The organism is Streptomyces sp. JHA26, assembly GCF_002005565.1.
In the GTDB taxonomy this organism is placed as follows: domain Bacteria; phylum Actinomycetota; class Actinomycetes; order Streptomycetales; family Streptomycetaceae; genus Streptomyces.
This window is the reverse complement of the sequence record NZ_BDJC01000036.1, coordinates 13,447-39,995: the sequence shown is the minus strand read 5'-3', so window position 1 is coordinate 39,995 and position 26,549 is coordinate 13,447. Positions and strand designations below refer to the sequence as shown.

19 protein-coding genes and 5 pseudogenes are annotated in these 26,549 nt (G+C 72.4%); 10 read left to right on the top strand and 14 right to left on the bottom strand.

Annotated elements, in window-relative coordinates; all coding sequences use genetic code 11:
- Nucleotides 1-14: 14 nt before the first annotated feature.
- Entirely contained in the window at nucleotides 15-860 is an 846-nt protein-coding gene (locus JHAT_RS21780; RefSeq protein ID WP_077799925.1) for an MIP/aquaporin family protein, read from the bottom strand.
- On the opposite strand from JHAT_RS21780, the gene JHAT_RS21775 reads away from it, so the two are divergent.
- The gene (locus JHAT_RS21775) at nucleotides 859-2,253 is read left to right on the top strand and encodes a hypothetical protein (RefSeq protein ID WP_307718353.1); all 1,395 of its coding nucleotides are present in this window, start codon (nucleotides 859-861) and stop codon (nucleotides 2,251-2,253) included. The genes JHAT_RS21780 and JHAT_RS21775 overlap by 2 nt on opposite strands.
- A gap of 183 nt (nucleotides 2,254-2,436) precedes the next feature.
- Here JHAT_RS21775 and JHAT_RS21770 read toward each other — a convergent pair whose 3' ends face one another.
- Nucleotides 2,437-2,886: a spore-associated protein gene (locus JHAT_RS21770; protein WP_077799924.1), complete on the bottom strand. Its 450-nt coding sequence runs from the start codon at nucleotides 2,884-2,886 to the stop codon at nucleotides 2,437-2,439.
- Nucleotides 2,887-3,032: 146 nt separating this feature from the next.
- Entirely contained in the window at nucleotides 3,033-3,767 is a 735-nt protein-coding gene (locus JHAT_RS21765; RefSeq protein ID WP_077799923.1) for a bifunctional 2-polyprenyl-6-hydroxyphenol methylase/3-demethylubiquinol 3-O-methyltransferase UbiG, read from the bottom strand.
- Between the two features lie 226 nt (nucleotides 3,768-3,993).
- Here JHAT_RS21765 and JHAT_RS21760 point away from each other — a divergent pair, with 226 nt between their 5' ends.
- On the top strand, nucleotides 3,994-5,895 hold the full coding sequence (locus JHAT_RS21760) for a CocE/NonD family hydrolase (RefSeq protein ID WP_077799922.1): 1,902 nt from the start codon (nucleotides 3,994-3,996) through the stop codon (nucleotides 5,893-5,895).
- Nucleotides 5,896-5,993: 98 nt separating this feature from the next.
- Here JHAT_RS21760 and JHAT_RS21755 read toward each other — a convergent pair whose 3' ends face one another.
- On the bottom strand, nucleotides 5,994-10,034 hold the full coding sequence (locus JHAT_RS21755; protein WP_077799921.1) for an endo-alpha-N-acetylgalactosaminidase family protein: 4,041 nt from the start codon (nucleotides 10,032-10,034) through the stop codon (nucleotides 5,994-5,996).
- A 161-nt stretch (nucleotides 10,035-10,195) separates the two neighbouring features.
- Nucleotides 10,196-12,061, bottom strand: a complete 1,866-nt coding sequence (locus JHAT_RS21750; protein WP_077799920.1) for a glycoside hydrolase family 35 protein — start codon at nucleotides 12,059-12,061, stop codon at nucleotides 10,196-10,198.
- 232 nt (nucleotides 12,062-12,293) lie between these two features.
- Here JHAT_RS21750 and JHAT_RS21745 point away from each other — a divergent pair, with 232 nt between their 5' ends.
- On the top strand, nucleotides 12,294-13,304 hold the full coding sequence (locus JHAT_RS21745) for a LacI family DNA-binding transcriptional regulator (protein ID WP_253195566.1): 1,011 nt from the start codon (nucleotides 12,294-12,296) through the stop codon (nucleotides 13,302-13,304).
- Nucleotides 13,305-13,362: 58 nt separating this feature from the next.
- On the opposite strand, the gene JHAT_RS21740 is transcribed toward JHAT_RS21745, so the two are convergent.
- A complete protein-coding gene (locus JHAT_RS21740) occupies nucleotides 13,363-14,271 on the bottom strand; it encodes an NAD-dependent protein deacetylase (RefSeq protein WP_077799918.1) in 909 nt (302 codons plus the stop codon).
- Between the two features lie 384 nt (nucleotides 14,272-14,655).
- Nucleotides 14,656-15,258, bottom strand: a complete 603-nt coding sequence (locus tag JHAT_RS21735; protein WP_077799917.1) for a hypothetical protein — start codon at nucleotides 15,256-15,258, stop codon at nucleotides 14,656-14,658.
- A gap of 285 nt (nucleotides 15,259-15,543) precedes the next feature.
- On the opposite strand from JHAT_RS21735, the gene JHAT_RS21730 reads away from it, so the two are divergent.
- Nucleotides 15,544-16,071, top strand: coding sequence for a hypothetical protein (locus JHAT_RS21730; RefSeq protein ID WP_077799916.1), 528 nt, complete (start codon nucleotides 15,544-15,546; stop codon nucleotides 16,069-16,071).
- A 15-nt stretch (nucleotides 16,072-16,086) separates the two neighbouring features.
- Here JHAT_RS21730 and JHAT_RS21725 read toward each other — a convergent pair.
- Nucleotides 16,087-16,368: pseudogene (locus tag JHAT_RS21725) on the bottom strand (transposase); the annotation flags it as partial.
- A 151-nt stretch (nucleotides 16,369-16,519) separates the two neighbouring features.
- Here JHAT_RS21725 and JHAT_RS21720 point away from each other — a divergent pair.
- The 3 genes from JHAT_RS21720 to JHAT_RS21710 all read left to right on the top strand — a co-directional run bounded on the left by JHAT_RS21720 (nucleotide 16,520) and on the right by JHAT_RS21710 (nucleotide 18,622).
- Nucleotides 16,520-17,356: an AraC family transcriptional regulator gene (locus tag JHAT_RS21720; protein WP_077799915.1), complete on the top strand. Its 837-nt coding sequence runs from the start codon at nucleotides 16,520-16,522 to the stop codon at nucleotides 17,354-17,356.
- 82 nt (nucleotides 17,357-17,438) lie between these two features.
- A complete protein-coding gene (locus tag JHAT_RS21715) occupies nucleotides 17,439-17,906 on the top strand; it encodes a cupin domain-containing protein (RefSeq protein ID WP_077799914.1) in 468 nt (155 codons plus the stop codon).
- Complete coding sequence (locus tag JHAT_RS21710; protein ID WP_077799913.1) at nucleotides 17,903-18,622, top strand: SGNH/GDSL hydrolase family protein; 720 nt, start codon at nucleotides 17,903-17,905, stop codon at nucleotides 18,620-18,622. Before JHAT_RS21715 ends, JHAT_RS21710 begins: the two co-directional genes overlap by 4 nt.
- A 675-nt stretch (nucleotides 18,623-19,297) precedes the next feature.
- Here the strand turns inward: JHAT_RS21710 and JHAT_RS35395 are convergent.
- From JHAT_RS35395 to JHAT_RS33985, 6 genes and pseudogenes are all read right to left on the bottom strand, one after another.
- Nucleotides 19,298-19,420: pseudogene (locus JHAT_RS35395) on the bottom strand (IS5/IS1182 family transposase); the annotation flags it as partial.
- 55 nt (nucleotides 19,421-19,475) lie between these two features.
- Nucleotides 19,476-19,784: pseudogene (locus JHAT_RS35980) on the bottom strand (FAD-dependent oxidoreductase); the annotation flags it as partial.
- The gene (locus JHAT_RS35975; RefSeq protein WP_375603579.1) at nucleotides 19,754-20,398 is read right to left on the bottom strand and encodes a DUF3592 domain-containing protein; all 645 of its coding nucleotides are present in this window, start codon (nucleotides 20,396-20,398) and stop codon (nucleotides 19,754-19,756) included. The gene JHAT_RS35975 and the pseudogene JHAT_RS35980, both read right to left, overlap by 31 nt.
- Nucleotides 20,375-20,644 (bottom strand): annotated as a pseudogene (locus JHAT_RS21690) (substrate-binding domain-containing protein); the annotation flags it as partial. The pseudogene JHAT_RS21690 and the gene JHAT_RS35975, both read right to left, overlap by 24 nt.
- Nucleotides 20,645-20,654: 10 nt before the next feature.
- Complete coding sequence (locus JHAT_RS21685) at nucleotides 20,655-20,975, bottom strand: L-rhamnose mutarotase (protein WP_077799912.1); 321 nt, start codon at nucleotides 20,973-20,975, stop codon at nucleotides 20,655-20,657.
- Nucleotides 20,975-21,130 (bottom strand): annotated as a pseudogene (locus JHAT_RS33985) (D-xylose ABC transporter ATP-binding protein); the annotation flags it as partial. The gene JHAT_RS21685 and the pseudogene JHAT_RS33985, both read right to left, overlap by 1 nt.
- 438 nt (nucleotides 21,131-21,568) lie before the next feature.
- On the opposite strand from JHAT_RS33985, the gene rhaI reads away from it, so the two are divergent.
- The 3 genes from rhaI (at nucleotide 21,569) to JHAT_RS21665 (ending at nucleotide 26,517) form a co-directional block, all read left to right on the top strand.
- A complete protein-coding gene (gene rhaI, locus JHAT_RS21675) occupies nucleotides 21,569-22,735 on the top strand; it encodes an L-rhamnose isomerase (protein ID WP_077799910.1) in 1,167 nt (388 codons plus the stop codon).
- 56 nt (nucleotides 22,736-22,791) lie between these two features.
- Nucleotides 22,792-24,837: a bifunctional rhamnulose-1-phosphate aldolase/short-chain dehydrogenase gene (locus JHAT_RS21670; protein ID WP_077799909.1), complete on the top strand. Its 2,046-nt coding sequence runs from the start codon at nucleotides 22,792-22,794 to the stop codon at nucleotides 24,835-24,837.
- Between the two features lie 171 nt (nucleotides 24,838-25,008).
- Nucleotides 25,009-26,517: a rhamnulokinase family protein gene (locus JHAT_RS21665; RefSeq protein ID WP_077799908.1), complete on the top strand. Its 1,509-nt coding sequence runs from the start codon at nucleotides 25,009-25,011 to the stop codon at nucleotides 26,515-26,517.
- The last annotated feature ends 32 nt before the right edge of the window (nucleotides 26,518-26,549 follow it).

The following is a 26,549-nucleotide window of genomic DNA, read 5'->3' as shown; positions in this document are numbered from 1 at the left end:
CCAGCCGGTCTCGGTCAGTCCGCGGACGCCGGGACGCGCCCCGGGGGCTCGGCTTCGGCGGTGGGCAGGAAACGGCCGATGAACACCTTGTACAGGGCCGCGCCGAGCAGGCCGCCGATCAGTGGGGCGACGATCGGCACCCAGAAGTAGAAGTTCCCGTACTGGTCCCGCCAGGCCCCGCCGTACCCGGTGACGAAGCTGGCCAGCCGGGGGCCGAAGTCGCGGGCCGGGTTGATGGCGTATCCCGCGTTGGTGCCGAAGGCCATGCCGATCGCGACCACGACCAGGCCGATGACGAAGGGGGCCAGGTTCGCGCCCGGCGGATTGTTCAGCAGGTCGGTGAGGGCCATGATCAGCAACAGGAGGATCGCGGTGCCGATGACCTGGTCGCGGAACGCGCCCCACTCGTGGACCGGGAGCGCGGTGTTCCCGTTGGCGGGAAGCGTGGAGAAGACGAACTGCGTCTTGATGGTGTGACCGGGGTCCGCCTTCGCCAGGGCTTCGGTGTAGTTCCAGCGGACCAGGAGGGCGGCCACGAAGGCGCCGGCCGTCTGGGCCAGCGCGTAGGGCACCACCTTGCGCCACGGGAACCCCTTGAACGCGGCGAGGGCCACGGTCACCGCGGGGTTGAGGTGGGCGCCGCTGAGCCGCGCCGCCACGTACACGCCCAGGGTGACGGCGAGACCCCACGCCCAGGAGATGCTGTCGTGGTCCCCGAGGCCCCCTGCCGGGTCGGTGAGGGCCCCGCCCGCGACCACCTGGGCGACCACGCCGCAGCCGAAGAGGATGAGGACCATCGTGCCGGCGAACTCCGCCGACAGTTCACCGGCCAGAGAAGACCGTTTGCTCCGCTCAGCCATGACAGCTCGCCTTCCGCCGGCTGGGCCGGCCGTCGATCACCCGAGCGACGTCTGCCACGCTAGGGCCGGCCGCGGACGCGCGCACGTCCGGCGCGGCGGCGCCGCGGGCCGCGGACGGCGGACCCCGCCCCGTCGTGCCGCGTTCCGGGGCGGACGCGGCACGGCCGGGAGGGGTGACAAGGGCTCACGCACGCTGCTCCATACGTGTTTCCGGAACGGCCCCGGTCTCGGGGCAACCCTGTGGGGTTCTGGTGAGTCTCCTGTTCGATCACACCGTGATCCGACTCACGAGGAGACCATCATCAGCGCCATACGCAAGACCCTGACCGCCACCGCCGTCGTCGGTGCCGTCCTCGCGGGCCCGGCCGCCTGCGGAACGGCGGAGCAGCTCTCCGCCGGCCAGAAGCTGGACCAGGCCTTCGACAAGCTCGGCAAGGAGAAGTCGGTCTCCTTCGAGCTGGACCTGGACACCGACGCCAAGACGCTGAAGGCACTGGACGCGAAGTCCGACCCCGAGCCCGGCGAGGAGATCCCGGACGAGGTCGCCGAGCTGTTGAGCGGCGTGAAGGTCTCGATCACCGTGGAGTCGAAGAAGCCGCTCGAGGATTCCGGCGAGGAGGACTTCGCCGGCATGGCCATGAAGATCAGCAGCCCGGACGGCGACCTCGTCGAGTACCGGGTCGTCGACGACCAGGTCTACATCCGCTCCGACGTCGAGAACCTCGGCAAGGCGATGGGCAGCCCCATGCCGTCCGTCGAGGACCTGCCCTCGGAGGCCGGGGGTCTCAAGAACGCCTTCGAGGGCAAGTGGGTGAAGTTCAGCATCAAGGAGATGGAGGACCTCGCCGCCGAGGGGGAGGAGGGCGGGGACGCCCCCGCGCCCGAGCCGAGCCTCGACGCCAAGACGCAGAAGAAGCTCGTGAAGGCGCTGCGCGGGGTCGTCGCCCGTGAGGTGGAGCTGAAGACGTCCGACGGCGAGGGCGGCGCCGAGCACGTCACCGCCACGGCCCCCTTCCGCACGCTGATCACCGAGCTGCTGGACGAGATCCGTCCGCTGGCGGAGGACCTGCCGCCGGGCATGGACCTGCCGACGGACAAGGACCTGAAGGACGCGCCCGACACCGACGTGACGGCGGACTTCACGCTCGAGAACGGCGAGCTGACCGAGGTGGACCTCGACCTCGCCGCGTTGGCGGAGGACGCCGACGTCAAGAAGCTGGGCCTGACCCTGCGGATCAGCGACGGCGTCCGCCCCACCGCCCCGGCCGGTGCCACCGAGCTGGACCTGGCGGAGCTCACGGGGGGTCTCTTCGCCGGCCTGGGGGCGATGGACGACGAGGAGTTCGACGAGAGCGGCCTGGCCGGCCCGGACTTCCCGGAGGACGAGTTCTGACCGTGTCGGACACGTCCGGAGCGGACGCCGCACCCGTACGGTGAGCGGCCGCAGGGGTGCGGCCGTGGGGGGCGGCTCGTCCGACCGGAGGTCTCCGTGCCGGTCCCGGGCCCGGCCGGACGACGTCGCGGGCCGACCGGGCTCACCTCCTTGCGACGGACGGCCGCGGGAGGCGGAAGCGGATCACCGGGTCACGGTGACCCGGTGATCCTCGAGGAGCGTGCAGTTGGAGCCGGTCACCTGGACGGAGACGCCACCGATGCTGCCGCCCCAGTCGACGCAGTGGCCCTTGCCGTAGGCGCGGACCGGACCCGCGTACGACGTGTACCTCCCGTAGTCCCCGTCACTTCGGCCGGTGTCGGGGACGTACAGGTGCGCGGACATGTCCACGGCCGTGCCCGTGGTGTTGCGGATGGTCACGACGCAGTTGTTGCCGTTGGCGGAGTTGTAGGTCAGGTAGACGGTCCCCCTGGAGCCGATGGGCGCGGAGTTGACGGTCTTGTAGCCGCTGCCGCAGACGGCCTGCGGTGTGACGCTCGCGGCGGCGGAGGCGGGTGCGGCCAGGGCGGTGGCGCCCCCGACGAACACCGCCACCAGTGCGGCCGCGGCCAGCTTGGAACGGGTTGAGAACATTCTTCCCCCTTGCGTGGTCCGGGAGCTGTTCGGTGCTCCCGCCTGGTGTGACCCGTAACGTACCGGAATGGTTGCGTCACCGTCGGCAATTGGTTCCGGTGGCCGCCAGATTCCCCGGTGGCCCACGACTTCCGGCGGCATCCCGCTCATTCCGTCCGGGGGCGTCGGGCGAGGAAGACGAACTCCCGGCCCGGGCGGTCGGGGGCGTCACGCACGTCGTCGATCGCGAACCCCTGTGCGAGCAGGTCCGCCTCGACCTCCTCGCGCTCACGGAAGCGCAGCGTCGACTCGGAGGTCAGCACCTGCCCGTCCACGGCGAAGACGTACGTCCAGCGGAACGTCACCAGCGGCCGGCTCACGTCGGTCACCTCGACCCAGCTCTCGACCGCGCCGACGCCCGGGACGTCCGTCACGCGGTGGGAGTGCTCCCGGTCCCACTCCTCCCAGGCGCGCCGGGCCGGATCCCGGGTCTCGAACATCAGGTGCCCGCCCGGCCGCAGCGATCCGTACGTCCGCCGCAGCGTCTCGCGCCACACTCCCGGGTCCACGACCGCCTGGGCCACGTTCGCCGTCATGGTCGCCAGATCGACCCGCAGGGGCGGGAGCGCCCTCACGTCACCGCAGACCCACCGCACCCGTTCGCCGCCGGGCTTGCCCCGGGCCACGTCGAGCGACGCCGCGGCGGGGTCGACCCCGACGACCTCGATCCCGCGGTCGGCGAGGAGGAGGGCGAACACACCGGTCCCGCAGCCGATGTCCAGCACCCGGCGCGCCCCGAGCTCCTCGGCCGCGCGGACGTACGCGTCGAGATCGCTCCGATCGGGGTCGAGCGGGTCGTGGATCGCGGCGAGCCGCGGATGTCCGAAGCACTCGTCAGCCATGGAGCCGACCGTACGGCGCCCCGGCCCGCGGGACCACCCGGTCCTACCGCCGTGACGGATCGTCTCCCTCCGGACGGGGACGCCGGGTTGTCCCCGCGGGCCGCGCGGCCGACGGCCGACGTCCGGCATATGCGGACACGGTGCACGCCCCATCGACGCGCGGCCGGTATCGCTGCTAAACCTGCACCACCCGCACCCCCTGCACCCACCGTTCAAGGAGGAGCATGTGAGAGCCCGTAGCGCGGCCACCCGGACCGCCTCGGCACTTGTCGCCGCCCTCGCGCTGACCGCCGGACTGACCGGTCCCGCCGTCGCGGCGCACGGGACGGAGGCCGGACCGGCCGCCGAACCCCGGCCCGCGACGGGGGCGGTGGCGACCGCGACCGACCCCGTCACCCACGAGGAGAACGACCGCGTCCCCGAGGGCTCGGTCTGGACCCAGCACTACTTCCCGTCCTCGGACGGCTCCGGCACCCAACTGCACGCCGACGTCCTGCTGCCGGAGGAACTGGCCGGGAAGAAGAACGCGAAGGTGCCGGTCATCCTGTCGATCGGCCCCTACTTCGCCCACTCCGGACAGACCGGCCCGGAGGGCTGGTCCCACACCGGCCCCTCGTCCCGCTTCCAGGACTTCATCGAGGGCACCGACCTGTTCGACCGGGGCTACGCCTTCGTCATGGTGGACCTGCGCGGCTTCGGCGGCTCCACCGGCTGCCTCGACTGGGGCGGCCCCGGTGAACAGGCCGACGTGAAGGCCGCCGTCGACTGGGCCGCGAAGCAGCCGTGGTCCACCGGTGCCGTCGGCATGTACGGCAAGTCGTACGACGCCGTCACGGGCCTCATCGGCAACAACCTGGACCAGCGCGCCCTCAAGGCCGTCGTCGCCCAGGAACCCCTGTGGGACATGTACCAGTACATCTACTCCAACGGCGTCCCCCGCCCGAACGTGACCGGCACCGCCGACGCGTACAACTCCATCGCCACGATGCCGCCTATGGCGGACGACGACCCGCGCTACCAGGCCAACGCCCGGTACGAGGAGACCCACCCGCAGTGCCTGACGGAGAACTCGGCCGGATACCGGATATCCGACCAGCGGGACCCGTACTGGACCTCCCGCGACCTGGCGAGGATGGCCCGGGGCAGCGACACCCCGCTCTTCGTCACCCAGGGCTTCGTCGAGAACAACACCAAGCCCGAGGAGATGGAGGAGTACCTCGACAACCACCGGGGCCCCGAGCGCGGCTGGCTCGGCCAGTGGGACCACGTGCGCGGAGGCGACCGCGTCGGCGACGGACGCCTGGCCATGGGCCGTGAGGGCTGGTACGACGAGACCCTCGCCTTCTACGACCAGTACCTCAAGGGCGTCAGGCCGTCCGTCCGTTACCCGAACTACGCCGTCGAGGACTCCACCGGCGCCTGGCGCGCCCAGCGCACCTGGCCCGTCACGGAACGGACGGTCACCCTTCCGCTCGGCGGCGGCTCCTACGTGGACGACGGCGGCGCCTCGGCCCGCGCGGCCCTGACCGCCTCCGGCGACCCGGTACCGCAGCCGCCCGCCCGGCCCACCGGCACGTGGGACATGGAGCACGCGCCCGCGACCGAGCAGGCGGCACCGCGGGGACTGGCCCGGGAACTGGCGCAGCGTCAGCAGGCCGGTGCGGTCACGTCCAGCTTCTTCGTCTGGTCGAAACCGCTGAAGAAGTCCGTGCGCGTCACCGGCACCCCGCAGGTCTCACTGACCGCGAAGGGGGAGGGCAACGTGATGCTCAAGCTGTACGACGTCGCCCCGGACGGCACCGCCGTCATGTTCGACGAGCAGGTCTCCCTGGTGGACTCGGGCCGGCTGACCGTCGACCTGAAGGCCACCGACTGGACCCTGGCGGCGGGGCACGTCCTGGCCGTGGAGATCGGTTCGATCCGGACCGGCTCGTGGCGTGACACCCCGTCGGGCGAGACCATCCGGGTCAAGGGCGCGAAGCTCGGGCTGGCCCTGGACGACCCGGCCGACGACGTCGCCACCGCCGGAGACCGCTCGCCGTTCCTGGACACGTACCTGCGCCAGTACACGGTGAACCTGCCGGCCGGTCCGGCGACGTTCACGGTGGTTCCGGGCGGCCGGCTCTGACCCCCCGGCCGGCCCCGGCGGCGAAACAGCCGGGGCCAGCCCCCACCCCCCGGGCCGGCCCGGCAGCCCCCGGCGCACCACGCCGGGGGCGGACCGGCTCAGCCCCGGTCGGTGGGCCGCTCACCCGGGGGATACCCCGTCGGCAGGTCCACCGGCGTGCCGTACACCCGCATCTCCGCGGCTGCCGCGAACGGCTGCCCGTTGAGGGCGTTCAGCGCCGTGAACCGCACGTGCGAGGCCCGGACCCGGTCGAAGGAGACGCGCTGCATCTGCGGCACGTCCTCCAGCGTGCCCTTCGCCACCGTCGTCCAGTTCGTGCCGTCCTGCGACACGGCGACCTCGTAGCCGCCGACCCGGCCGTTTTGACCGCCGCTCTGCCGGGTCAGGTAGCCGAAGCCGTCCACGTCGGCCGCGCCGCCGAGCGTCAGCGTCACCCGGTGCGGGTAGGGCGCGGGCGTACCGGTGTAGTCGGTGTGCCAGATGGTGCCCGGGTCACCGTCGAGGACGTTCGACACGGGCCCCTCCCCGGCGCCGGAGGACCTGTTCTCCGAGTCGGCGGTGGCGGTCATCGAGCCGGGGGAGAGCAACGGCTCGGTGGTGACCGCGGCCCGGGCGTCCGCCGAGACGGACTTGGTGGCCCCGGCGTGGGCGTAGGTGGCGGTCGCCCGCCAGGTGACGGTGGTGCCGGCCGCGCCGGCGGGCGGTGTCAGCAGCCAGGTGGTGCTCACGCTCGCGCCCGGCTTCACGGTCCCGACGAGGTTGCCGTCCTTCTTCTCGACCTCGGCCTTCCAGCCCTCCGGCAGTCCGCGCAGCGTCATCCCGACGTTCACGGCGTCGGTGGACTCGTTGTTGGTGAAGGTGGTGACGAACTCGCCCGGCACTCCGGGGCTCAGCTCGGCGCCGGCCGGCACGCCCACGTTCGCGCAGGCGGCCCCGGTCTCCGCCTCGCCCAGGTCGGTCACGGTGACGTCGTCGACGACCAGGTCGGTGCCCTGGGCGCCGCCGAGCCTGCGCAGCCCGACCCAGGTGTCCCCACAGCCCGCGACGATCTCGCGGGAGTACGTCGCCGTGTCCAGGGCGGGCTCCAGGACGTCACGGCTGATGTCCCGGGAGGTCGTCGTCCCGTCCGCGACCCGGTCCGCGCCGGTCACCCAGGCCCACTGCCCCTCGAGGTTGGTCTGGTACGAGAACGACACCCGGTACCTGTGGCCCTCCTCGAACGGCACCGTCGCGGGCGTCGTGCGGTACACCAGCCCCGTGTTCTCCGCGTGGGACTTCAGCGAGTGCCGGCCGGCGAGCACGTCGTCGACCGCCTTGCCCTTCAACGTGCCGGTGTCGTACGGGGAGTAGGTGTTCTTCCACGCCTTCTGGCTGTACGGCTCGTGCAGGTCGCTGATGCTCGTACGGGGATCGGTGACGCCGCCGGCGTCGCCCTTCACGAACGGGCCCCAGCCCGGCTGGTTGCCCTCGAAGTCGTCGTGGGCGACGACGGTGCCGTCCCCGGCGCGGGGGAGCGGTGCGGTGGTGTCCGCCATCACGCGCACGTCGTCCAGCACGACGGCCGCCCCGCCGGCACCGGCGCCGAGCTCCACGGTGACCTCGCCGCCGCGCGGAGCCGTGAACGCGACGGAGGCCCGCTGGGAGTAGGTGTCGCGTTTCTCGTCGGCCGCCATCCAGTTGCGCGCCGGGGTGGTGTCGAAGGCGTTCACGGCCGGTTCGGCGGCGCCGCGTACCCGGAGCGTGGTGTCCCGGCGCTCGCCGGGGCCGATCTCGACGTCGGCGCCGAGCGTGTACCGCCTGCCCGGCACCAGACCGGAGACCCGCTGGGAGATGCCGGAGGCGGCGCTGCCGAGGCGGACGATGTTGTCGCCGTTGCCGGCCCGCGTGATCGCGGCGCCGCCCCGCGGGTTCCAGGCGTCCAGGTCAGCGCCGTTGAACCCGGGGTCGGTCAGCCCGGTGAACTCGCCGTAGTCCACGTCCTGGTGCGGTGCCTTGCCGCCGTTCGGCACCAGGACGTAGGGCTGCCCCTTCGCCCCGGTCAGCGTCACCTTCCCGGCCTCGGCCCTCACCCGGGCCTTCCTCACCCGGCCCTGGTCGGTGAGGGCGTACAGGGTGAAGTTCCTGTTCCTCGCGAACTGACCGGTCAGCTCGAAGGTGTGGGTGCCGCCGGACGCGCTGAAGAAGTACATCTTGTCGGCGTCGCTCGGTGAGGTGGTGCCGTTGCCCCGGGGGGAGTCGCCCCACGGCAGCAGGTAGGTGTCGCCGTCGAGCACGACCGCGTCCCCCATGGAGATCACGCGCCGGCCGTCCACGGCCTTCACGCGCACACCGCCGGTGAGCGTCGCCGACGTGCCGCGGTCCCAGTCCATCAGCTGGTAGTGCTGGAGGAACTTGGTCGGCAGGTTGTCGGTCCAGATGTTGCGGTAGAAGGCGTTCCAGTCGTCGTGGCCGGTCCAGCCCTCGAACTCGACGACGCTGGCGCCGCCGAGCAGCGGGTCGACGTTCCACACGTCGCGGTCGGAGTGGGCGATGAACCGGACGATGTCGGAGTTGATGCCCTTGTTGGTGGCGCCGCCGTAGTTCTTGTCGGCGGCCCAGTGCGACCACACCGACGAGCCCTCGAACTTGTAGGACCACTCGGAGGCGACCTCGAAGCCCATCTTCCGCAGCCCGGCGGCCAGTCCGTCGGCCAGCCAGCCGCTGGAGTAGTAGGCGTCGATGTAGACCGTCCTGATCTGCGGGGCCTCCTTGCGCAGCTGCGCGAACCGGTCCAGGACGGCGCCGGTGCCGAGGTCCTTGCGCTGGTCGATGTGGTAGGCCTGGTTGAGCCAGTCCCACCCGTTCGGCTGCCCCGCGACCAGCTCCTCGCTGAAGGTCTTCGCCTGCGCGTACGCCTCGGTGGCGTTGACGTGCACGGCGAAGTCCGCGTTGTAACCGGCACCGGTCCCGGTGAGCCGGTTCAGGTCCTTCAGTCCGCCCGCGCGCACGTTCTCGTTGCCGCCGTAGTCGGGGTGCGCCGAGTCGTGGCCCTCGCTCGCGTAGCCCTTCTCCAGCACCCACTGCCCGAGGTTGTCGGTGGCCATGGAGATGCGCTTGGTGTCGTCCAGCGTCTTCAGGAACGGATGGGTGGCCTGGCTCGCGAAGTTGAACGGGATGCGCTGCACCACCCGTTCGGGCACCCGGTCCGCGCCCAGCGGGCGACGCATGTGCTCCCGGTGCGCGAGGGCGCCGTCCTGCCAGTCGACCGTGCCGTCGCCGTTGGCGTCGGCGGCGAGGACCACGGTCGCCCGGGGCAGCTCGTAGGTGTCGACCCGCGGGTCGGTCGCGCCCTGCGGGTGGTGGGTGTAGGTGCCGACGGACAGCTCCGCCCGGCGCCTGCCGTCGCCGGCGTCGACGATGCGGGACTGCAGACGCGTGTTCCAGTTGCTGTTGTCGTTCTGCGGCGAGTCCTCGGTGGCGTTGGTGACGATGCCCGCGGACAGCTGCGCGTTGCCGACGAACGCGTACGGGGTGCCGACGGGCTCCGTGTCCGGGGCGGTGCCGTCGGTGATCGGGATGAACCGGTCGGCGGTCGTCGTCGAGTTCGTGGAGATCTTCGTCCGGGCGAGGTTGGCGCCCGGTGCGGAGGAGTCGACGGAGACCAGGGACTGGCCGGGGATCGCGAGGGTCCGCACGGTGGAGGCGGCCTCGCCGGAGATCTTCTCCACGGCGAAGACGACCGTGGCGTCCTCGGTCACGGTGATGGCCGACGTGATCGTCAGACCGGGCAGGTCCGCGAAGGTGGAGGTGTAGACGGCCCTGCTGCCCTCCGCCTTCATGGTGGTCGTGGCCCGGTGCGGGGTGCCGTTGACGGTGAAGGTGTCGAGGACGGACGCCTGTCCGCCGAGGGTGCGCGTGCCCAGCCGGTAGGAGATGACCTGCGGGAACTCCTCGGCCACCGTGACGGTCAGCCCGCCCCGGCTCAGCTGCACGGGCGTGGCCGCCGCCGGCGCGGGGGCGGACAGGACTCGGGGCAGCGCGGCACCGGCGGGTACGGCCGCGGTCGACAGCATGCCCAGACACAGGCCCAGGGCCGCGGCCACGGCGGCGGGACGCGGGCCGCGTCTGCGCCCGGGCGGGCGGGGCGACGGGGACGTCATGTTTTCCACCTGGTACTTCCTCCTCGGATCGGGTGAGGGACGGGAGACGACCGTGAGACGGTGACGGTGGCCGCGAGGGAACGGCGGCCGGGGACGGGACTGCCGGTGGATCGCAGAGCGGGTGGACGGCGGTGGGTCGGGGGTGAGTCGCCAGGGGAGGGTCAGAAGGTCTCGACGTACTCCTCGGCGGGCCCCAGCTCGGGCTCCTCGCACAGCTCCAACCGGTCACCCAGCCGCTCGAGCTCCAGCAGGGTGACGGTGTTCTCGCCCGGAACCAGCAGGGGCGCGGGCACGTAGAGTGTCCGCTGGGGGCCGATCTCCCAGTAACGGCCGAGCAGGGTGCCGTTGACCCACACGAAGCCCTTGGCGAAGCCGGGGAACGCGAGGAAGGTGTCGGCGGGCTCGGGGGCCGTGAACCGTGCCGTGGCGAACCCCGCGGTCGCGCCCGGCCCGTCGGCCGACACGGCGCGTGCCAGGTCCTCCCGCGTCCACGTGTCGAGCGGCAGCCGGTGCATGGTCCAGCCGTGCACGAGCCGCCGGCCGACCGAGACACCGCCGAGGATGCCCTTGTGCCCGCCGAGCAGCGGCCCGTAGTTCACGCGCCCCTGGTTCTCCACCAGGAGCTCCAGGACCGCCCGTTCGCCCCGGCCGTGGACCTCCAGCGAGGCGGTCCCGCGGTCGAGGACGCCGAGCGGCGCGCCGTCCAGGAAGACCTGGGCGCGGTCGTGGAGCCCGGTGACCGTGAGGACGTGGCCGCCGCGGGGCAGGAGCGGTTCGGCACGGTAGAGGACGAGACCGGACGCCTGCTCCAGCTCCTCGAAGCTCAGTGGGTGCGGGGAGGCCACCGGCTCGGACGCGGCACGCAACGCCTCCAGCAGCGGGGCCTCGGCGTGGACGGGGACCGTGCGGGGGGCCAGCAGCGCCGGCTCGGGCGGCAGCGGGCGGGCCGGCGCCCCGGTGACGGCCAGCAGCCGCTCGCGGAACGCGTGGAACTTCGGGGTCGTCGCGCCGTGTTCGGCGATCGGCGCGTCGGAGTCGTAGCTGGTCACCGTCGGCTGGAGCGCGCCGCCGTCGTGATTGGCACCGGCCCACAGACCGAAGTTGGTGCCGCCGTGCGCCATGTAGAGGCTGACCGAGCCGTCGGCGTCCAGGATGTCGTCGAGCGTCCGGGCCGCACTCTCCACGGACCTGACGTGGTGCTTCTCGCCCCAGTGGTCGAACCAGCCGTTCCAGAACTCGGCGCACAGGAACGGCTCGTCGCGGCGGCGGGCGCGCAACAGCTCGGCCGCCTCGCGGGCGTGGGAGCCGAACGTCGCCGCCGCCAGGTGTCCCGGCAGGGTGCCGCCGTCCTGCATCAGCTCGGTGGGGCCGTCCGCCGTGTAGAGCAGTTCCGTGACACCGCGCTCCACGAGGGCGTCCCGTACCCACCGGACGTAGCCCCGGTCGTCCCCGTAACTGCCGTACTCGTTCTCGATCTGGACGGCGACCACCGGCCCGCCCCGCCCCGCCTGCAACGCGGCGAGGCGCGGGATCAGCTCGTCGAACCAGCGCGCGACCTCCGCCAGGTAGGGAGGGTGGGACGAGCGCAGCCGCATGCCGGGCCGTCCGGTCAGCCAGACGGGCAGCCCGCCGTTGTCCCACTCGGCGCAGATGTACGGGCCCGGCCGCACGATCACGTCCAGGCCGGTGTCCTGGGCGGTGCGGACGAAGCGTTCGACGTCGTGTCCGCCGGTGAAGCGGTACTGCCCCGGCCGTGGCTCGTGGAAGTTCCACGGCACGTAGGTGTCCACGGTGTTCAGGCCCATGGCCGCGACCCGCTCCAGCCGGTCCGCCCACTGACCGGGGTGGACGCGGAAGTAGTGCAGCGAACCGGCCAGCACGCGGTGCGGCCGGCCGGCCCGCAGGAGCGTGCCGTGCGGATGGGACAGGACGGGCCCCGGCGCGGACGCGGGCCGTCCGGAGGGCGCACCGCCCGCCCGGCCGTCCGTCGTCCCGCCTGCGGCAGACCCTGATGTTATCGATGACATCATCTTTTCCCCTCGGCCTCGACAGGCGCACCGCGGGAACTATGGCAGACGTTGTTATCGATGCCAATGGGGTGGGTGTGGGTAGACTGCGTCCGACAGCGGTACCTGCGACGACGCGGCCGACGCCGCGGTTCTCCTGGAGAAGCGGACGATGGCATCGGAGACACCGGCAGCCGGTGAGGCACCCCCACGCACGCGTGCGGCGGGCGACGGCGTCGCACGGCAGCCCGGCATGACCGATGTGGCCCGGCTCGCCGGCGTCTCCGCGCAGACGGTGTCCCGGACGCTGGCCGGGCACCCCAACGTCAAGGCGAAGACCCGGGCCAAGGTGCTCGCCGCCGTCGAACAGCTCGGCTACCGCAAGAACAACGCGGCACGGATGCTGTCCTCGGGGCGCAGCCGGACGATCGGCGTCGTGACCCTGCAGACTACCTTCTACTCGCGCACGAACCTGACGTTCGGCATCGAGACGGCGGCGCGGCGGGCCGGTTACGAGGTCAGCACCGCGACCACCGCCTCCCTGGACACGGCCGCGATCGAGGAAGCCCTGTCCCGCCTGGCGGAACAGGGGGTCGAGGGGGTCGTCCTGTCCGTGCCGCTGGTCCACGTCAGTCCGCGGATCGAGCAGCTCACCCGTGCGGTGCCGACCGTCACCGTCGACGGGTCGCGGACCCCGGCGACCGAGGTCGTCGCCGTCGACCAGACCCTCGCGGCCCGCCTGGCGACACGGCACCTGATCGAGCTCGGGCACCGCAGCGTGTGGCACGTCGCCGGACCGGAGGAGTGGCTCGACGCCGCCAGCCGCTGCGCAGGCTGGCGCGACACCCTGGAGGCCGCGGGCCTGACCGCGCCACCGGTGCTGGAGGGCGACTGGACACCCGGGGCCGGGTACCGCAACGGGCTGATCCTGGGCAAGATCCCCGACGTCACCGCCGTGTTCGTGGCGAGCGACGAGATGGCCTTCGGCGTGATCCGGGCCCTGCACGAACTCGGCAGGCGGGTGCCCGAGGACATCTCCGTCGTCGGCGTCGACGACATCGCGCTGGCCGAGTACTGCTCGCCCTCGCTCACCACGGTCGCCCAGCCGTTCACGGAGATGGGTGCGCTGGCGGTCGCCCATCTGCTGCGGCACATCGCGGACCCGCACGCCGTACCCGAACCGGCGTCCGTCGAGCCGACGCTGATCGTGCGTGCCAGCACGGCACCGCCGCCCGGCGGCCGGGCGTCCGGGACCCCGGCGTAACGGGGCGCGGGGCACGCGCCGGGGCGGCCGGTCCGGGCGGCGCCGGAGGCCGCGGGCGCTACTTCCCGTCGTCCGCCGCCGGGCCGTCGAAGGGGACGTCCAGACGGTCGGCCACGGTGGTGAGGGCCGCTCCGAGCGGGAGCGCGACCCGGGTGAGGGCATGCCGGTCGCCCCGGGTCGGGTCCCGGTTGACGATCAGCACCGGCTTCCCGGCCTCGGCCGCCTGGCGGACGAACCGGAGACCGGACATCACCGTCAGTGAGGATCCCAGGACCAGCAGCGAGGTGGCCTCGCGGACCAGCCGGCGGCAGTGCTCGACGCGCCGCGGCGGGACCGCCTCGCCGAAGAAGACCACGTCCGGTTTGAGGACGCCGCCGCAGGCCGCGCAGGGCACCACGCGGAAGTCCCCGACCTGCTCGTCGGTGAGGTCCGCGTCACCGTCCGGGTTGATGCCGGCGGCCACCGGTTCGAAGCCCGCGTTGGCCTCCTCCAGCCGCCGGGCCAGCTCGCGGCGCGGGCTGAGGGCGCCGCAGGAGAGGCAGACGACCCGGCCCAGGCTCCCGTGGAGTTCCACGACGCCCTCGCTGCCGGCGGCCTGGTGCAGGCCGTCGACGTTCTGCGTGATCACCCCCGACAGCAGCCCGTGCCGCCCGAACGCGGCCACGGCCCGGTGCCCGGCGTTCGGCAGCGCACGGCCGAAGGTGCGCCAGCCGAGGTGACTGCGCGCCCAGTACCGGCGCCGGGCCCGGGCGGAGCCGGTGAAGTCCTGGTAGGTCATCGGGGTGTGCCGGCTCAGGCTCCCGCCCTCGCCCCGGTAGTCGGGGATGCCCGACTCCGTGGAGATGCCCGCCCCGCTGAGCACCAGCACACCGCCGGCGCGCAGCGCGTCGACGACCGGCTCCGGATCCACGGTGCCCGGCGGCAGGTCCTCGGTGGGGGTCCAGCTCAGGGTGGGGCGCATACGCATGCCGCCAGGGTACGGAAAGCCCTGGGCCCAGGGCGGTCGCGGCCGTAGGGTTCCCGCATGGTGACGGAGAGTGCGGGGGGCGGCGCGTTCCCGGGTGCGGCGTCGGTCCGGACCGTCGCTCGGCGGCCCCTCACCAGGCGATGACGACCTCGTGGAGTTCCCGCAGTGACTCGTGCGGGTCCGGCCGCGACGGTGAGCCGGCGGCACGCTCGGGGACTCCTCGTCTCCTCGCAGGACGCTCCCCGCCGCCCGTGTCAGGACCGCGGCTTCGGAGCCGATCGGCCTGGGTCCACCTCGATCCCTCAGGTCGACGGGTGGGGCGGCCCGGACCGGACCACCACGCCCGGTCACCCGGTCGAGGGAGATGTGCGCTTCCTCCCGGTCTCAGTACGCGCCGCCCCGGAACAGCAGACTGTTGTGGTGGCGCGGGCGGTCGCCGCGTTCGTGGGCCGCGTCGGAGCGGTCGGCGGGGGCCGAGCGCCCGGCGAGGTCGCGGAGGGCCGCCAGGCCGGCCAGCACCGTGTCGCGGTGACGCGCGGACTTCATCCAGACCGGCAGCCGGGCGAACATCGACAGCGTCGGGGAGGCGTGACGCTCCCGCAGCCGTGCGCTCACGTAGGCGGCGAGGGCGTCGACGTGTTCCTCGTCGTACGCCCACAGGATCCGTCCCGCACAGCGGGTCTGAAGCCACAGCGGCCGCCGGAAGAAGGGGTCCTCGGTGCCGCCGGGAACCGCGCCGATCAGAGCCCTGCCCCGCTGCTCGGCGGTCCAGTCGGCGACCGCGCCGCAGCCGGTGCAGCTGAGACGGCGGGGCCGGAAGAGGAGGGAGCTGACGTACTTCGTTTCGGCCGGACCGGGCACGGGTGCGACGAGCGCGCGGCCACCGCACCTCGGACAGACCACGAGCACCCGACCGGTGAACCGGACGAGCCACGTGCCGTGGTCGTGATGGCGGACCGGTGCGGAGTGGGCGGACGCGGAACTCATGGCCGACACCCTGCCAGGTCCGTCCCGCCCGGGCGACCCAGATACGGCGGACCCGGCGGAGCCGCACCCCGGTCGCGCCGTCGGTCCGTTCGCGGATCGGGGAATCCTCACGGCCACCTCGTGGGCGCCGGACGAACGTCCCCGGAACCGGCCGGTACGCCGGCCGGGGAGACGAGTGGGCGTGGGCGGGAACTTCCCTGCCCCCTCGGCGCGTTGCGGAGAAGTCATCATCGTTCCGATGGGAGATCCGGCGGCGGTGCCGTCGTGGGGGGAAGTGAGCAACGCATGGCCATGGTGGGCCTGTTCTGGATCGCCGAGGGCGACGTGTACGTGGGCGCGAAGCCGTCCGGCCTGGCGCCCGGGGTACGCCTGACACCCCAGGGCGTGGTGGCGCTCGGCGAGCGGCAGTCCGGCGTCCACCTGTGGGAGGACGTGCGCGCCCTGACGATGGCGGACGTCCCGGTGAGGTCCCTCGCACGGCAGGCCGGCCTCCTCAAGGACCTCGCCGTGACGATGGTGGTGAACCTGGCCATGCCCGTAGGACCGGACGGAGCGGACGAGGCCCCGGCGCTGATGACGCTGCGCGTCACGTCACCCGACGCCGACCACGAGCTGTCGGTCTACGCGGCCGCGGCCGTCGGCTACTCGCCGACCGAGGTCGAGCTCTCCCGCGCCCTGCTGTCCCGCCTGACCGAGGGCGCCGCGACGATGGAGACCACCCTGGCGGCGATGTCGGAGTGGGGCCGCACGTCGGAGGGCGGGACCCCCCGGGGCGCGGAGCGGGAGAGACTGCTGCGGAGTTGGGTGGGCTAGGCCGTTTCCTTCGGGTCATCTGGCTGACCAGGTGAAGATGGCGGCGAGGTGGAGTGCGGCAAGGTAGATGGTGGCGGTCTTGTCGTAGCGGGTGGCCAGGCCGTGCCATTGCTTGAGCTTGTCGATGCACCGCTCGACGGTGTTGCGCTGCTTGTACGCCTCGCGGTCGAAGGCCGGTGGGCGGCCGCCGGACCGACCCCTCTTCTTGCGCTTGGTGATCTGATCGGAGGGCTGAGGGATCACCGCGCGGATCCCGCGTCGGCGCGGATGGGCCCGGATGGCGCGGGACGAGTATGCCGCAATGCCGACGCAGCCGGTTCGAGCATCGTGGCCTGCGCAGCTTCAGGCTGTCCCTGTCTCAGAACTTTTTGAGCCCATGCTCGGGTGTAGGGAAACAGAGACCCTGGATGGTGACCTTCCTGACCGGGCGGCTCGTACACTGACGAAAATGGGGGACCACACGGCCACCGGGATCGGTGCACGTCCGGCGCCTGTCTTGCGGCGGTACGTCGACTCGTACATCGGTTTCGACCTTCGCGGGTTCGCGGCGGGGGTGCACTGCGGCCCGCCGAGCCGCGCGCTCACCGCGGTGATCAGCCTGTCAGATCCTTTGGAGGTGGCGGCGGGCGTTGACGACGGGTCACCGGTCACCCGATTCAACAGCGTGGCCGGCGGTCTGATGTGCCGGTCCGTCGCAATTCATCATGACGGACGCCAGCAAGGTGTTCAGGTATCGCTGACACCGCTGGGGGCCCGGGCCATCTACGGCATGCCGTCCGCCGAGCTCGCCAACCGACTGGTCCCACTCGACGAGCTTCTCGGAGCGCTTGCCATCGAGCTGGTCGACCGGCTCCGGTCGGCGACGACATGGGCGGCGCGGTTCACCGTGCTGGACGAATCGCTCCTCCGAGCGGTCGGCCGTGGCGCCTGCGGCGACCATGTGCATGGGGTGCGCCCCGAGGTAGCCGAGGCATGGCGCCGCCTCGTCGCCGCACGGGGTCGCGTCCAGGTCGGTGCGGTCGCCGCGGAACTCGGCTGGAGCCGTCGGTACCTCACCGAGCGGTTTCGCGGTGAGGTGGGCCTGTCGCCGAAGACCTTCGCCCGAGTCCTGCGCTTCGAGCACGCGCATGAACTGGCGGCGGCACGGGACCCGCTCCCGTGGGGCGATGTGGCGGCCGTCTCCGGCTATGCCGACCAGGCCCATCTCGTCCGGGACTGGCGCGAGTTCACGGGCCGATCGCCGACGGCCTGGCGTCGCAGCGAAGTCCTCCTCGGAGCCGGGTAGCCGCCGGCCGTCCGCCCTTCACGTCGGCATCTCCTCCCTTTTCTTCAAGACCGCCCGATCGCTGTCGTGGACGATCGTCGGCATGAGACCCGTCAACCACGAACGCAACGCCGTGGACCTGCGGACCACCCCCGTGCACCTCGGACTGGGATCGACAGCGAAACCCGTCGAGGGTTTCACGTGGGACCCGGAGGCGCTCCAGGCGTACACCGCCGCAGTTGCGGCAGACGGCGCCGAGGGCCGGATGGTGATGATCTTCGACGGCGACGGCCCCGGCGACCATGGGGAGCGCCACCCCGCCGGCGACGAACCGGTCGTCTGCCTCGGCGGGTCGGTGACGGTCACCCGTGATGTGGACGGAGTACCCGACCGCGTTCTGCTCGGGCCCGGCGAGGCCACCATCAACCCGGCCGGGGTGTGGCACGCGGTCGACATGACCGGGCCGACCTCTGTCCTGACCATCACCGCGGGCCTCGGCACCGACCACCGTCCTCGCGCCGACACCCACCCGACCGAACGCGTCGGCGTGCCGGGACCGGAAGCATCATGACGACGCGTATCGCCTGCCTCGGCGACAGCCTCACCCGCGCGCTGATCAGCGTCGACTACCTGGACATCCTCGAACGACGTCACCCTCCCGGTGATCTGCAGCTTGCCCGCTTCGGCGCCAACGGTGACTTCGCCTACAACCTCTTGCGGAGCCTCGACGCCGTCGTCACGAACCCGCCCGATGTCATCACCGTGCTGATCGGGACCAACGACGCCCGAGCGAGCCTTGCCGGCTACCGCGTCGACAAGGTCATGAAGCGCAAACAGCTCCCCGAACGCCCGTCGGCCGGTTGGTTCCAGCAGTGCCTGGGAGCCGTCGTCGAACGACTGCGAGCGGAGACCGACGCGACGATCGGTCTGCTGTCACTCCCGGTTCTCGGCCAACAACTCGACGGAGCAGCGGCGCAGGCATCGCAGCGGTACAGTCGGATGATCGCCGAAGTCGCCACCACCAGCGAGGTGGCTTACCTTCCACTCCACGAACGCCAGATCGAGGAACTGCGTCGAGCGGACCCACCGCCGATTCCCTACCGGGAGGTGACCCCCGCAGCGGGTCTCGGCGTATTCGTCCAACACGCCGTGCTTCGCCGCAGCCTCGACACGATCTCGCGGCGCCGAGACCTCGTGCTCACGACCGACCACATCCACCAGAACAGCCGCGGCGCCACCCTTATCGCTGAGGTCATCGACGCCGGTCTCCTGACCCGGAAGGCGTAGCTGGTTCCGGCGCCCGGCCAGTCGGATCCGCGAACAGGGAGCACGGGTGCTCCCGCACACGGGCATGACCAGACAACGCCTCCCGGACTGCGCGCCGTTATGCATGGATGCTGTGCACGTACCAGATCCTGCTGGACGCGCCGCCGACGGGAGAACGCGCTGGACGATCGACCACCGGCCGGTCGTACCCGACGTGGTGATCGAGTTCGCCGGGGACACCGCGGTGGACAAGCTGACCGGGGCAGCCCACACAGCCGATGCCCCCAGCACACCCCCCGTGGTTGCGCAGGCGGGGCCGAGGTGAGGCGGCGAAGCCATATCGCCGGCTGAGCCCACCCCACCAACCGGCTCCCGCAGCGCGTCGACTTGCTCGGCGGTGAGCATCGCGTCCGGCGCGCGTGTTCGATATCCACCTGGCCCCCTGGGCCTGCTGCGCCAGGACCTCAACACACTGGCCTTGCTCATCGACACGTGATGCCGCACCTGCACCGAACTCGGCACCCGCCTGGACACGGGCCCCACTACGGCCAGGACCACGCCACCGCCCACGACCTGAACGCCGCCGAGAACCACCTGGAAGGCCTCAAGCGGCGCTACGCCGACACCCAGACCGAAGTCGCCCTGTCCTTGGCCCTCGGCCGCACCTTCGACCAGGTGCGCAGCCCCCCGTCCCAGACCGCCCTGGCTGCCGCGACGCAGCCGGTGATGTTGCTGGTCTGCGGGGGTGGGGGCCGCTGCTCGGATGCCGCGCTTGCGTAGGTGCTCGCGAATCGCGCGGGAGGGGTACGCCTTGGGCGAACCAGCGCGCGGCGGCCCGTCCGAAGCCGACGGGATCCAGGTCCTGCCCGCCGGTCCAGGCCACGACGCCGTCGGGCCGCACGAGTACGGCGGGGAAGCCGAGGTCGTCGCGTGCAGGACCGGCCGCGTACCGGATCCGGCCTTCCCACCTCTTGGCCGCGCGCTGCAGCGCGCCGTCGCCGCGGAAGTCCAGCAGGACGCCCCGGCCCTGGCGCAGCAGGTCACCCAGGCGGGTGCCGTCCTCGAAGCGGAAGTCGGGGGCGGTGCAACCGACGAGCAGGTGACCGTCGCCCAGGTCGTAGCGGTCGAACAAGCCCGTCGTGCGGCGGTGCCTCAGCTCAGGGCCGTGGACAGGCTCACCCATTCGTACAGCAGGAAAACGGCGCAACCGCCCAGGAGCAGCAGCCAGAACACCAACGCGGCCGCGTCCTTGCCGGACTGCGGTGCGACGGCGGTGGCCTTGTCCGGCTCCTGCGGGGAGTAGTGGACGGGGACCGTGTCGCCCTCGGCCCGGTCCCGGGGGCCGCCGCTCTCCTTGAACCGGATCGCGCGGCCGTCCCGGGTGGTGTAGTCGTACTCGTGCCACTGCACGCGCCGGGCCACGTTGTTGACCATCTGGGTCGTGGCCCAGGCGCGCACCACCCGCGCCGGGGCGGTCAGTCCGCTCTCCCATGCCTCGCGCCGCTGCCGCGTCCGGCGGACCAGCGCGACCGCGGACCAGACCGTGGCGACCAGCAGAACCACCATGGTCAGGTGGAACAGCGCGTTCATGGCGGTGGACACCCCCGTGCTCGTTGTCAGGACCCATGTCCGCCGGACGGCCGTGCGACCGTGGCCGGGCCGGCGCATGCGGACCCTACCCGAGCGCTGTCCGGCAGGCGACGCCGCCCCGGCACCGCGGACCCGGCACCGAGGCGCCGGGGGCCGGCGCGTGGGCAGGCGCGAACCGCGGACGACGGGCTCGGGCCGGAGGACCACGTGCCGGTGCCGGTGCTCGTCCGCCCGGTCACCGGCCTCCCGGAGGAGCAGGTCCGCCGCCGTCGCCCCCATGGCACGGGCGGGCCGGCGGACGGACGTCGACGGGACGGTCGCCGCGGCGGCGAACCCGATGTCGTCGTCACCGACGACGGCCACGTCGTCCGGGACCTCGACGCCGGCCGTGTCCATGAACCGGAGCGCGCCGAGGGACGGCAGGTCGACGGCGCAGAAGACCGCGGTGGGCCGGGCCGCCGGCTCACGCCAGGTGGAAGACCTCGGTGAGGGGGCGCATGGCGGCGTCGGGCGCCTGCCCGTCGAGTTCCTCGAAGAACTCCGCCATCCCGGCCTGCCAGCGGGCGTTCACCTCGGTCGCGCCCATGGCCGCGCGGGCCGCCTCGAAGTCGTCGGTCTCGAGGTAGCCGACGAGCAGGCCGTCCTCCCGCAGGAAGAGGGAGTAGTTGCGCCAGCCCGCCTCGGTGAGGGCCGCACGCATGTCCGCCCACACGTCCCGGTGGCGTTCACGGTACTCGGCGACCTTCTCGGAGCGGACCTTCAACAGGAAACAGACACGTTGCATCGGATCACCTTGCTGCCGGTGAGCGCCGCCGGTTCGTCCATGATCAGCACGCGGGCGTCGAAGGACGGGACCGCGGCGATCTCCACGAACTGCTGGTCGGCGATGGACGGGCCGCGCGTCGACCGGTCGGGGTCGAGGGCGGCGCCGGGACGGGAGAAGAGGCCGGACGGCGCCGAAGGATCTGCTCCCTCCTTCCAGGGCGAGCACCGGAGGGTTCTCCGGCCCGGGAGGGACCATGGGCTCTCTCCAGTACGTGTGCCGGGCGGAAACCGCACTATGAAATGTTTCAACTAGATGCCCGGAAGTTAGTCCCAGCCCGTCCGGGGCGTCAAGAGTCTGAGCGCCACGCGGTCGGGGAAGCCGCGTGCGCGGCGGACGAGAACGCCAACAAGCCTTGTCCAACTGGAAAACGACCTGCTGTTGACCCCGTCCTGGCGCCGCGTCGGCGATCCGGTGGCACGGCCCACCGGACCCTCCGCGACCCTTGACGGGGTTACGGGCGCGGGCTAGTTTCAGCGACGCCCTGAATCGATTCACACGACGGTCCCGTCACACGCCCCGCGACGGGGCGACCCGCGCATCCAGAGGTGGACATGCCCGACATCACTGCCGTGAAAGCCGCACTCGCCGACCAGCGGGTCGAGACGCCTTCCTGGGGCTACGGCAACTCCGGGACGCGTTTCAAGGTGTTCGCGCAGCCCGGCGTGCCGCGCACACCTCACGAGAAGCTGGACGACGCGGCCAAGGTGCACGAGTTCACCGGCATCGCCCCCCGGGTGGCGCTGCACATCCCCTGGGACAGGGTGGACGACTACGCGGCGCTCGCCGCCCACGCGAAGGACCGCGGCCTGGAACTGGGCGCCGTCAACGCCAACGTGTTCCAGGAGGACGACTACAGACTCGGCAGCGTCTGCCACCCCGACGCCGCGGTGCGGCGCAAGGCGCTCGCGCACCTCATGGAGTGCGTCGACATCATGGACGCCACCGGCTCACGCGACCTGAAGCTGTGGTTCGCCGACGGCACCAACTACCCCGGCCAGGACGACGTCGTCGCCCGCCAGGACCGCCTGGCCGAAGCCCTCCGGGCCGTCTACGAGCGCCTCGGCGACGACCAGCGGATCCTCCTGGAGTACAAGCTCTTCGAGCCCGCCTTCTACACGACCGACGTCCCCGACTGGGGCACGGCCTACGCGCACTGCCTCAAGCTCGGCGACCGCGCGCAGGTCGTCGTCGACACCGGCCACCACGCGCCCGGCACCAACATCGAGTTCATCGTGGCCCTCCTGCTGCGCGAGGGGAAACTGGGAGGCTTTGATTTCAACTCCCGCTTCTACGCCGACGACGACCTCATGGTCGGCGCCGCCGACCCCTTCCAGCTCTTCCGCATCATGCACGAGGTCGTCAGGAACGGCGGCCTGGACCCCGCCGCCGGCGTCGCCTTCATGCTCGACCAGTGCCACAACATCGAGGCCAAGATCCCCGCCGTCATCCGCTCCGTGATGAACGTGCAGGAAGCCACCGCCAAGGCCCTGCTCGTCGATGCCGAGGCGCTGACCGCGGCACAGGCCGAGGGCGACGTCCTGGCCGCCAACGCCGTGCTCATGGACGCCTACAACACCGACGTGCGCCCGCTGCTGGCCGAGGTCCGCGAGGAGCGGGGCCTGCACCCCGACCCGGTCGCCGCCTACCGCGCGAGCGGCTGGCAGGAACGGATCGTCGCCGAACGCGTGGGCGGCGAACAGGCCGGCTGGGGCGCGTGACCGTCCCCGGAGCCCCGCACCCCCCGTCGTCGTCCCCTCCCGAAGGAAAGATCACCATGGCACCCGCCGCCCACCCCGAAGTCGCCGAGCTCCTGGCACGCTCGCACCGCCTGGGCTCGGACCCGCGCAACACCAACTACGCGGGCGGCAACACGTCCGCCAAGGGCACCGCCACCGACCCGGTCACCGGCGGCGAGACGGAGCTGCTGTGGGTCAAGGGCTCCGGCGGGGACCTGGGCACACTGAAGGCCGAGGGACTGGCCGCACTGCGTCTCGACCGGCTGCACGCCCTGAAGGACGTCTACCCCGGCGTCGAGCGCGAGGACGAGATGGTCGCCGCGTTCGACTACTGCCTGCACGGCAGGGGCGGCGCCGCACCGTCCATCGACACCGCCATGCACGGCCTGGTCGACGCGGCCCACGTGGACCACCTGCACCCCGACTCCGGGATCGCCCTGGCCTGCGCGGCCGACGGCGAGAAGCTGACCGCCGAGTGCTTCGGCGACAAGGTCGTCTGGGTGCCGTGGCGGCGCCCCGGGTTCCAGCTCGGCCTGGACATCGCCGCCGTCAAGGAGGCCAACCCGCAGGCCGTCGGCTGCGTCCTCGGCGGCCACGGCATCACCGCCTGGGGCACCACCTCCGAGGAGTGCGAGGCCAACTCGCTGTACATCATCCGCACCGCCGAGGCCTTCCTCGCCGAGAAGGGCCGTCCCGAACCCTTCGGACCGGTGACCGAGGGCTGCGCACCCCTGCCCGGCGAGGAGCGCCGCGCCCGCGCCGCCGCGCTCGCCCCGCACGTCCGCGCCCTCGCGTCCGCCGACCGCCCCCAGGTCGGCCACTTCACCGATGACGACGTCGTGCTGGACTTCCTCTCCCGCGCCGGGCACCCGCGCCTCGCGGCCCTCGGCACCTCCTGCCCCGACCACTTCCTGCGCACCAAGGTCCGCCCGCTGGTCCTGGACCTGCCGGCCGACGCCCCGCTGGAGCAGGCCGTCGCCCGCCTGCGGGAACTGCACACCGAGTACCGCGCCGAGTACCGGGCCTACTACGAGCGGCACGCCGTCCCCGGCTCACCCGCCATGCGCGGCGCCGACCCCGCCATCGTCCTCGTGCCCGGCGTGGGCATGTTCTCCTTCGGCAGGGACAAGCAGACCGCCCGCGTCGCCGGCGAGTTCTACGTCAACGCGATCAACGTGATGCGCGGCGCCGAGGCCGTCTCCTCCTACAGCCCCATCGAGGAGTCGGAGAAGTTCCGCATCGAGTACTGGGAGCTGGAGGAGGCCAAGCTGCGCCGCATGCCCGCGCCCGAGCCGCTGGCCACCCGCGTCGCCCTGGTCACCGGCGCCGGCTCGGGCATCGGCAAGGCCATCGCCCACCGGCTCGCCGCCGAGGGCGCCTGCGTCGTGGTCGCCGACCTCGACACCGAGAACGCGGCGGCCGTCGCCGGGGAACTCGGCGGACCCGACCGGGCCGTGGCCGTCACCGTGGACGTCACCAGCGAGGAGCAGATCACCGCCGCGTTCGCCGAGGCGGTCCTCGCCTTCGGCGGCGTCGACCTGGTCGTCAACAACGCCGGCATCTCCGTCTCCAAGCCGCTGCTGGAGACCACGGCCGAGGACTGGGACCTCCAGCACGCCGTCATGGCCCGCGGCTCCTTCCTGGTCTCCCGCGAGGCCGCCCGGGTGATGACCGCCCAGAAGCTCGGCGGCGACATCGTCTACATCGCGTCCAAGAACGGCGTCTTCGCCGGCCCCAACAACATCGCCTACGGCGCGACCAAGGCCGACCAGGCCCACCAGGTGCGCCTGCTGGCCGCCGAGCTCGGCGAGCACGGCATCCGCGTCAACGGCGTCAACCCCGACGGCGTCGTCCGCGGCTCCGGCATCTTCGCCGGCGGCTGGGGCGCCGAGCGGGCCGCCGTGTACGGCGTGGAGGAGGAGAAGCTGGGCGAGTTCTACGCCCAGCGCACGCTGCTCAAGCGCGAGGTCCTGCCCGAGCACGTGGCGAACGCGGTCTTCGCCCTCACCGGCGGCGACCTGACCCACACCACCGGACTGCACATCCCGGTGGACGCGGGCGTCGCCGCGGCCTTCCTGCGCTGACCCCGCGGCACGCCCTGATGCCGGTGCGGCACGCGCAACGGCACCAGGGCGCAGCGGGACCGGCGGAGCGGCCCCGCCTCTCCGCCCCGCCTTCCTCTCCCGTCCCCCTCCTCCTTCCGGCTCCCTTCCCGCCCGACCACTCCTCGCCGCGCACAGCGGAGGTACCACCACGTGACCACCACCCCGGCCTCCTCGGCCTCCCCCTCGGCGTTCGCCGCGGTCGACCTCGGGGCCACCAGCGGACGGGTGATCCTCGGCCGTGTCGGACCGGACGACCTCGACCTGACCGAGGCCCACCGGTTCCCCAACACGCCCGTCCGCCTGCCCGACGGGCTGCACTGGAACCTGCTCGCGCTCTTCCAGGGCGCCGTCGACGGACTGCGGGAAGCCGCCCGGGCCGGGGGAGTCGTCTCCGTCGGAGTGGACACGTGGGCGGTGGACTACGGGCTCCTCGACGCCGACGGCGTCCTCCTCGGCACCCCGTACCACTACCGGGACAACCGCACCGACGACGCCGCCGAGCGGGTCCACCGCCGGGTCGGTCCCGAGGAGCTGTACGGGATCACCGGGCTGCAGCACCTGCCGTTCAACACCGTCTTCCAGCTCGCCTCGGCGGTCGGCAGCAGTCAGCTGCGTGCCGCGCGCACCCTGCTGCTGATCCCGGACCTGCTGGTCCACTGGCTGACCGGATCCATCGGCGCGGAGGTCACCAACGCGTCCACCACCGGGCTGTTCGACGCCCGCACGGGCACCTGGTCCGCGCGGCTCCTCGAGCGGCTCTCGATCGACCCCGGCCTGCTGCCGCCGCTGCGCCGCCCCGGCGACCCGGCCGGCACCCTCCTGCCGCACGTCGCCGACCACACCGGCCTCGACGCGAGCACCCCGGTCGTCACCGTCGCCTCGCACGACACCGCCTCCGCCGTCGCCGCCGTCCCGGCCACCGAGCCGCACTTCGCCTACATCTCCTGCGGCACCTGGTCCCTGGCCGGCCTCGAGCTGGACGCCCCGGTCCTGACCGAGGCGTCCCGGGCCGCGAACTTCACCAACGAACTGGGCGTGGACGGCACCGTCCGCTACCTCCGCAACATCATGGGCATGTGGCTGCTGGAGGAGTGCCGCCGGACCTGGGAGGCACAGGGACTGCCCACGCACATGCCCGAACTCCTCGCCGAGGCCGCCCGCTGCCGCGCGTTCGGCGCGGTCGTCGACCCGGACGACCCGGAGTTCCTCGCCCCCGGCGACATGCCGGAACGCATCCGGGACCACTGCCGCCGCACGGACCAGCCGGCCCCCGACGGCCAGGGGGCCGTCGTCCGCTGCATCCTGGAGAGCCTCGCCCTGGCCCACCGCCGCACCCTGCGACAGGCCGCCGAACTCACCGGCCGCGACATCACCCACGTCCACCTCGTCGGCGGCGGCTCCCGCAACGACCTGCTCTGCCAGCTCACCGCCGACGCCACCGGTCTGCCCGTCATCGCCGGGCCCACCGAGGCCACCGCCCTCGGCAACATCCTCGTCCAGGCCAGAGCGGCCGGACCGGTGGCCGACCTCGCCGCGATGCGCCGGCTCGTCGCCTCCACCCAGCACCTCAGGCGCTACACCCCCCGCGGCGACAGCGCCGCCTGGGACGCGGCGGCCGCCAGGCTCGCTCCTGCCCGGACGGAACCCCGATGCGCGTAGCCCTTCTTCGCCACCTGCGTCGACGACGCCCT